Annotated in this window: 10 protein-coding genes; all 10 read right to left on the bottom strand. The window is 32.7% G+C overall.

Features of this window, described 5'->3' with window-relative positions:
* On the bottom strand, positions 1-1,032 hold a 1,032-nt coding region (locus ACQKN4_RS24525), incomplete at its 3' end, for a LamG domain-containing protein (protein ID WP_427485130.1).
* Between the two features lie 43 nt (positions 1,033-1,075).
* The gene (locus ACQKN4_RS24520; protein ID WP_427485129.1) at positions 1,076-1,999 is read right to left on the bottom strand and encodes a LamG domain-containing protein; all 924 of its coding nucleotides are present in this window, start codon (positions 1,997-1,999) and stop codon (positions 1,076-1,078) included.
* The gene (locus ACQKN4_RS24515) at positions 2,000-3,259 is read right to left on the bottom strand and encodes a discoidin domain-containing protein (RefSeq protein WP_427485128.1); all 1,260 of its coding nucleotides are present in this window, start codon (positions 3,257-3,259) and stop codon (positions 2,000-2,002) included. It lies immediately after the preceding gene.
* 40 nt (positions 3,260-3,299) lie between these two features.
* Positions 3,300-4,541 (bottom strand): SPRY domain-containing protein, encoded by a 1,242-nt coding sequence (locus tag ACQKN4_RS24510; protein WP_427485127.1) that lies wholly within the window; start codon positions 4,539-4,541, stop codon positions 3,300-3,302.
* On the bottom strand, positions 4,541-4,897 hold the full coding sequence (locus ACQKN4_RS24505) for a hypothetical protein (protein ID WP_427485126.1): 357 nt from the start codon (positions 4,895-4,897) through the stop codon (positions 4,541-4,543). Before ACQKN4_RS24505 ends, ACQKN4_RS24510 begins: the two co-directional genes overlap by 1 nt.
* Positions 4,898-4,910: 13 nt before the next feature.
* Positions 4,911-5,309, bottom strand: coding sequence for a discoidin domain-containing protein (locus tag ACQKN4_RS24500; RefSeq protein WP_427485125.1), 399 nt, complete (start codon positions 5,307-5,309; stop codon positions 4,911-4,913).
* 97 nt (positions 5,310-5,406) lie between these two features.
* A complete protein-coding gene (locus ACQKN4_RS24495) occupies positions 5,407-5,709 on the bottom strand; it encodes a hypothetical protein (protein WP_427485124.1) in 303 nt (100 codons plus the stop codon).
* A gap of 298 nt (positions 5,710-6,007) precedes the next feature.
* Positions 6,008-6,169, bottom strand: coding sequence for a hypothetical protein (locus ACQKN4_RS24490; protein ID WP_427485123.1), 162 nt, complete (start codon positions 6,167-6,169; stop codon positions 6,008-6,010).
* A 216-nt stretch (positions 6,170-6,385) separates the two neighbouring features.
* On the bottom strand, positions 6,386-6,565 hold the full coding sequence (locus ACQKN4_RS24485) for a hypothetical protein (RefSeq protein ID WP_427485122.1): 180 nt from the start codon (positions 6,563-6,565) through the stop codon (positions 6,386-6,388).
* Positions 6,566-6,653: 88 nt separating this feature from the next.
* Positions 6,654-6,893 carry a hypothetical protein gene (locus ACQKN4_RS24480; RefSeq protein ID WP_427485121.1) on the bottom strand — a complete coding sequence of 80 codons (240 nt, stop codon included), beginning with the start codon at positions 6,891-6,893 and terminating at the stop codon, positions 6,654-6,656.
* Between the last annotated feature and the right edge of the window lie 139 nt (positions 6,894-7,032).

The raw sequence follows: 7,032 nt of genomic DNA, 5'->3' as shown, positions 1-7,032 counted from the left end.
AATAATATCGTCTGTAGACTCTGTATAAGCCACTATAGTAGGCAATTCACCAATGTAGTCATAAACACTATAAGGGTCAACACCTGTCTCTACAGCGATTAGAGAAGTGTCTGAGTCTGTGTAGTAGATTGCTTGAGGATTATCACCTAGTAAATCCTGTGCTTTGAAATCTTTTTTATTTAATACAACAGAAGCAAACTGCTTACCCTCAAAATCAGACCACATAACCACTGACTTATCTCCTGACAACTCTTTCCATTGTTTCTCTTTAATATGGTTAAGATTGTTCATACCATATTGAATGAAATTTTCTTCTGTTGGTGTAGTTGATTGCCATGAAGTACCATCGTGGTGTTTATATTCTGAATTGTGTTGAACTAGATATTTGTCAGAAATAGGGGAAATTACTATATCATAAAATTCAATATAATCCAATTGTCCGTTAAAATAAAGTGAATTATCAGGACTTCCTCCAACAGATAAATTGAAAGTAGGTTTCATTCCTATTTCATTAAAGTCACCCAAACCGGTTAAGACTAAAGTTCCGTTTATGTATATGTTGACCGAGTTGTCTTTTAATAATCCATCATCAGTTATCACAATATCATGCCACAAACCAACTGTTATATTTTCTGGAGGTACAACTAAATAAGTTGGTATTGAAGTTGGACTACCTCCATATACTTGATAGACTAATCCACTTTGATGCCAAACTAATCTATACCCATAAGGATTATTACCACTTGTAGAACTAATTAATACTTGAGAAGTTGTTGCTTGAGTCATTGGCTTAAACTTTAATCTAATAGTTTTTTTACCTTGTGGAATAATGGTGTTATTAAATTGCACTCGCTGATTAGTCCCATTAAAACTCATAGCAAAACCATTACCATTCCAACCTGCTACACGAGTAGGAGCATTAACTAGTGTTCCTGTATAACCACCAATAGAATCCATAACATCACCACTAGGTTCATCAAAACCAATAAATGCTTTACCATATTTACTTAAATTATCTTTACTATTAGCCACTGTATTGACCTCCCGTTTTTTTCATATTAAAAGGACAACTAGTTTAATAGTTGTCCTCAATCATTGCTGTTTTAAAATCACTACCGATAGGAATAGTAAACATTCTGCCTTTCCCTAATGGTGTTCTGTTATTAGTCACAATCTCATATTCAGTTGTAGTTTTAGTAAAATCAATAGGTGGTCTATCGACTGCTGAATCAATCTCTTTTATTATTCCACCTTGAGCTAACATCATATATTCTGTTGTGTTAGGAATCTCTTTTACACGAGCTGTATCAGGGGATAAAACAAGGTTTTTACTGTCTGTTGTTTTTACTACTAAACGCTTTTGAATGAAGTCAGAAGGGGAGAGAGCCTTATTGTAGATTTGTAAATCATCTAGTTGCCCATCAAATGAGAACCCTGTAGCTGAGTAATGTCCTAATACAGACATGTTGTGTATACTAACTGCTGTTTCATTGGATATTGCTGTTGTCTTTGAAACCAATTCTTCATCTAAATATAATTTTACTGCACTTGTACTAGTTGTTCCATCCCAAGAAAACATAATGTCATACCATTTGTTTATATCTAATATTTTGCTTAGTCCTGTGCCAAATATTAAATTGTTTTTTTCATATAAATTTATATATAAATAACTATTATATAAACCTATTTGTAATCCATTTCCTGCTGAACCTTGAGTTCTTGTTACAATAACACCTTCTTTATTAGAAGTTACTTTTAATTTAAATCTGATAGTTTTTGCACCATTAGGTATTATAGGAGAATTGAATTTTACTACTGTAGAGGCAATAGTATTTCCACTCATAGCAGAACCTTCACCATTCCAACCACTAACTCTAGTAGCTCCTGTAATTGTGCCTGTATAGTAATTGCCTAGTTTATCTAAAACATTACCACTTGCTTCATCAAAATCAAACCATGCGACACCATGTTGTGCCATTAATTGCTCTGTTGTTGCCATTTATTTCACCTCTCTTTTATATCCATATTTAATTTCGCACCATGATGCTACATTACTACCATTTGTTGTGTGGTTGATTATTCTTAAATATCTATAACTACCATTTTTTAGACTGAATGTATATGTAGTTATAGCTTGCCAATCATCTTTGCTAAAGTTTCCAAGCTCTGTCCATTGTGTGTTATCGTTAGAGCCTTCAATTGTAAAGGTCTTTGGCATTTGGTCTATATTTTCAATTCTACGAGCTGATAGAGCTACGCAATTTACTTCTTTCTCTGCTCCAAAATCTATCTTTACCCATGATTCTAAGTGCTGATTTGAAGCTGTAGCCCAAGTGTTGTAGGTTGTTCCATCTGCTGTGATTCCATCAAAAGCTCTAAATGGTTCATATAAGCTTCCATTGATACTACTAGCACTAGCTACTAGTGGAGAAGGGACATTGTTAGCTGTCATGTTAGTTTCATACCAAGTGTAAATAGGCTCAAAACTATTATTCTCTCTCAGTTCTTTGATATTTAAAGTATTAATTTTATCAATATCATGTGTGAACACTTTGCCACTCACATTAGCAACAGGTGTGTCATTAAAGTATCTATGTTTGTCAAAAGGTACATCTAATTGAATTTCCTTACCTTGCTCAATGCCATGTAAAATCATGTTTTTAGGAGAGTTGTCAGGCAGGTGAACTAGAGTGTTGTCTGATAGGGAATAATATTCATTTGTTATATCACTATAAATAGAGAAACCAAACTCATTAACTTTCACTTCAAAGTCAATAGGAGCTAAGATGTTGTTGTTTAAATTGAGTTTTTCTATTTCTTTTAAACCATCTGTTAATCTGCTATTTAATAAAGTAGAGCTATATTTACCATTCACACGAAAGATAGTTACTTCTTTTGGTATTCTCCCTTCAGGAGAGCCTAAACATATGACCATTTTAGTTATTACATCATCTGTCTCTATTGAAAACCTAGCCCAATTCCCTTGACCTGCTGTTGAGTTTAAACTATAAATGAAAAGTGTGGAAGAAGCTCCACCTGTTGAATTGTTAGTATATATTTTGTTGTTGTTTGATAGCCTATCAAATCCCCAATAAGAGGTGTCATTCCAGTAATGAGGAACTCCTTTTGTTACTGTATCGTATGCATCTAATACACGATAATTAACTTTTTTAGAGCCATAAAAAAGCTCTATTTCAGTAATGGTTGCACCATTGTTGGAAAAGTAATCAAAAAGCTCTATCACATATGTTTCTTTCATTTTCTCACCTGTTTCTATTTTTTAAAATAAAAACTCAGCACTAATTAAAACTAATGCTGAGTGGTTTTCTATCTAATTTAGTTGTCCACAACCCATCTGAATTTTCTGACACACCATCCTGTAAAATATAGTTTTTATCTAAGGCTATTGCTTCCAACCCATTAAACTCAAATTTAGCACCGTATTTAATGAAATTTTCTTTTGAAATGGATGGTATTTCGCAAAACGATAGATATTCACATCCATATATCACTTCACCGATAACAGGTGAAGTATCTCCATTGAAATCATATACGAAAATTTGATAATATTTAAAATAACCTTCTTTATCGAATCTATATGTCCTTTCTTCTGAATTTTTCCATCCAATTTGATTTCGAACTTCTTTTAAAGTTGTCCAATTTAAAGCATCATTTGAACCTTGGAAATCAAAGTTTTTTGGCGATTCTGTCGATGCTGTCGTGCTTCTCGCTACAACAGTTACCTTATTAACCCTTGTATACTTTCCAAAATATAATCTAAGCCATTGATTAATAATTGAATTAGTCGCTGTAGACCATCCATTACTATCTTTTAACCCATCAAAAGCTCTCCAAGCAGGGAAGGTTGAGCTATATACACTACTAGCACTAGCGACTAGGGGAGAAGGAACGTTGTCAGATGTCATTTTTGTATCATACCAAGTGTCGATAGAATCTAGTGAATAGGTTTTATTGTTCGATTGAAGCAGTGTTTTTGAATAAGGAAGAAGCCCATAAGATTTATATCCATTTGGAATGGGAAAATTGAATAATTGTTCCTCAAAGATTGCGGTCACTGTGATACTACTACTTGTGCCATTTGTTGTAAATGCAGGATATACTTCTCCTAATTCATAAATATTCCTAAATGCTATACCTTGAGAGACACCATTTTTATAAAATTCAATAGTGCCATCATCTAGGTTCAATGCTATACCAATAATATCGTTATTAGAATATGCTACTCCATATGACTGTGATGTATTGCCTTCAATTCTACTTCCATTTATTGCATAATATCTACTTAGAGTAGAGTTATAGGTACTTCCATACCCACTTTTTGCTGATACAATTCCTACCATAACATTTAATATAGAACCCATCTTTAGCTCAAAGTACCATTTTCCACTACTTCTAGGATAATTTGCCACAACAGTTTGGTTTGAATGTTTTATAAAAGCTGTCAAGTCATTGTTACTAAATACTGTAGCGCTATGATTAATTTTTGCGCTATCCCATGTGACTTTATCAATATCTAACATTATTTCACCTCAGTTCTTATGCTTCTTATATCAAAATACTTTTTTAAATCAATTGTTTTGCTAAATACTTTTCCTATCTCGCCAACACCTAAAATCTCACTATTATTTGTCATTGTCAGAGGTTCTAATTCTGTTACTGTGCGGTCAAGTAGGGGATATGAATTATTCATACCTTGTTCTATAAATTGTTGAGAAGTAGGTAGTGAGTCTGATATATTTTTCCAATTGGCTGTCTCTGTTAAGACACCACTTTTTCTTTCTGCAATAAAGTCAATTTTATATACTACCCATAAAGTACTTGTAGCTGTTGAATTTGATGAAGCTATTATTCTATAGTATAGATATGGTTCTTTCACATGATTTGTTAAATCAAATATGTTTTTTTCTCCTATCGCTACTAAGCGAAAGTGAGAAAAGAGTTGTCCATGTTGTCTCGTTATTAGACACTTGAATATTAATGCTTGGTATAGAGTTATTCACACTACTACCTTGTCTAAAAATAAAGGTTTTTAATTTCTCAGGTTTTCTCAGTTTTATCCCAAAATATGCGATACCTGCTACATTGTTAGACATGTTTTTTGACCAAAATGTGCCTTTTGACAGGTTGCTGTAAACCGTATCTTGATTACCACTAATGAAATAATCGAAATTTTCATCTGTTGTTGTGAAGATAGGAGAATCAATAATAGTTTCTTCGTAAATATCCTCATGATATTGTTTATACTCACCATCATGTAAAATAAGTGTTTTATTTATCGTTTTCTTCACATAGCCTAATTTTATTTCTCCGAAACCTGTGTAACTTCCACCATTACTATTTTCCTTTCTTGGTGACTATTTTATAACCCAATTCAATTGACCTGCTCTATGAGTCAATAAAAGCACATTCATCAAAAGGAATTGAAACAACAGGCTGAAAGAATAGTTGAGTATCATCTTTCGTGTAAGTTGTCTTGTAGCCAAAGTTAATAGACTTTAAATTAGATTTTTGTAGCCCTTGTACATTATTGAAATCTGTAAAGGTTTCTTTATTTGTGATAAGGTCTTTGATTTCAAAGTTTGTTGTTAAATGATATGTTTTTCCATCTTCATCATCAATGTATTCAATTTCAATTCTTCTACCATTTAAGTTAAAAGAACCATCGGACATTTCGAAGAATAGTTTCATCCCTTGACCGAACAAACCAAAACGTACGACCTGATTTTGCTGAAATAAATAAAAATCATTTTTCTTATGCTTAAGTAGGTCATACTCAGCATAGTTTTTACCATTTGCGTAATCAGCGTATCAGTTAAAGGGAATACTGATTGCTTGATTGTTTCCTGAATTGGTGAATAAGATTTTTATCAATCCCCTTTATTGTATTGACGTATTCTATTAAGAAAACATAAAAAAGGGTAGGGGAGAAAGCCCCTTACCCTGTAAAATCAATGTTTTATCTTTTGTAGATATTATTATATTTCTTTTATTTGTGATGGTAAGAAACACGTTGAATTAACAGGTTTTTACCTGCGTATTCATTAATACACACATCTGTAAATACAGCAATCTTAACAAAGTTACCACCTGCAAAGTTTACGTTAGTTCCATTGATATTTGTGTTGTTAGCATAAAGTCTCTTTAGCACTATGTTACTTCCAAGTGGTTCTGTCAAATAAACAAAAAAATTCTCCTTAACAAAAACGTTAAGGAGATGTTTAAAATTCAATTAATTTATGCTTTTATAACTGAGCCAACCCAAAGAATTTTCAAGTCTTTCATCTTTTGAAGATATTGTTTAGCTGTAGTTTCGATATGTGCCTGTTTGGAAGTAGAACTTATCATTTTGCGTAACCTTTTGTGATTAGGCTTTATTTGCTCTCACGATAATATCAAAAGCACCGTTAGCGTCAGGTGTTGAGCCTAATTCAGATTTTAGTCGAATGAAGAATGGCATTTCTTCGTTGTTTTTTAGCACACCACGTAGTCTTAAATCAGGCTGAGATGTGATAGGGGAAAGGCTTGTACTAAACTGACAAGTCATTTTCCTGTGTCCTCGTCAGTAGTAGCAGAATTCATGAAAAGAATTGCTATGTTATTATGCGTTACACCTGAGGGGAAAGCATTAACTTTTATTTAAAACTAATAGTGAAAGTGTTTGAATCTATTAGTTTATTATTAAACTGTACATACTGATTACTACCATTAAAACTCATAGCATAGCCTTTATCATTCCAACCTGTTACACGAGTAGGGGAGTTAACAAGTAATCCTGTATATCCACTAATTGAATCCATAGCATTACTACTAGGTTCATCAAAACCAATAAATGCTTTACCATACTTGTTTAAATTATCTTTTGTATTAGCCATTGTATGGACCTCTAATATTTTTCCATATTAAAAGGACAACTAATTTAATAGTTGTCCTCAATCATTGCTGTTTTAAAATCACTACCGATAGGAATAGTAAACATTCTGCCTTTCCCTAATGGTGTTCTGTTATTAGTCA

This window comes from Lysinibacillus sp. NPDC093692 (assembly GCF_050280125.1).
GTDB lineage: Bacteria > Bacillota > Bacilli > Bacillales_A > Planococcaceae > Lysinibacillus.
The sequence above is the reverse complement of the archived record's forward strand: the minus strand, read 5'-3'. Positions and strand labels throughout refer to the sequence as shown.